Below are 203 nucleotides of genomic sequence, written 5' to 3'. Positions count from 1 at the left end.
CGCGGCGTCGCCGACGTAATACGCCTTGAATGCCAGGAACTTGCCCTTCCATTTCTTCATGTCGGCCAACGTATGGACGGCCATGTTGAAATACTGCATGTCAGGGTGGTTACGGGCGTTTGGCTCCCGCCCCACCTTGGACGGCTGCAGGCGCCCGAGGGTCCCGCTGCTGGCCGGTCGCACGTAAAAGCTGCGCGTCTGGC

General features: G+C 62.6%; 1 pseudogene. It reads right to left on the bottom strand.

The features are described 5' to 3' along the window. Positions 1–203 (bottom strand): annotated as a pseudogene (locus F2P46_RS36950) (hypothetical protein); the annotation flags it as partial.

The organism is Massilia sp. CCM 8734 (genome assembly GCF_011682155.1).
Classification (GTDB): domain Bacteria; phylum Pseudomonadota; class Gammaproteobacteria; order Burkholderiales; family Burkholderiaceae_D; genus Telluria_A; species Telluria_A rubra.
Note: the sequence above shows the minus strand (reverse complement) of the source record. Positions and strands in the feature narration are given on the sequence as shown.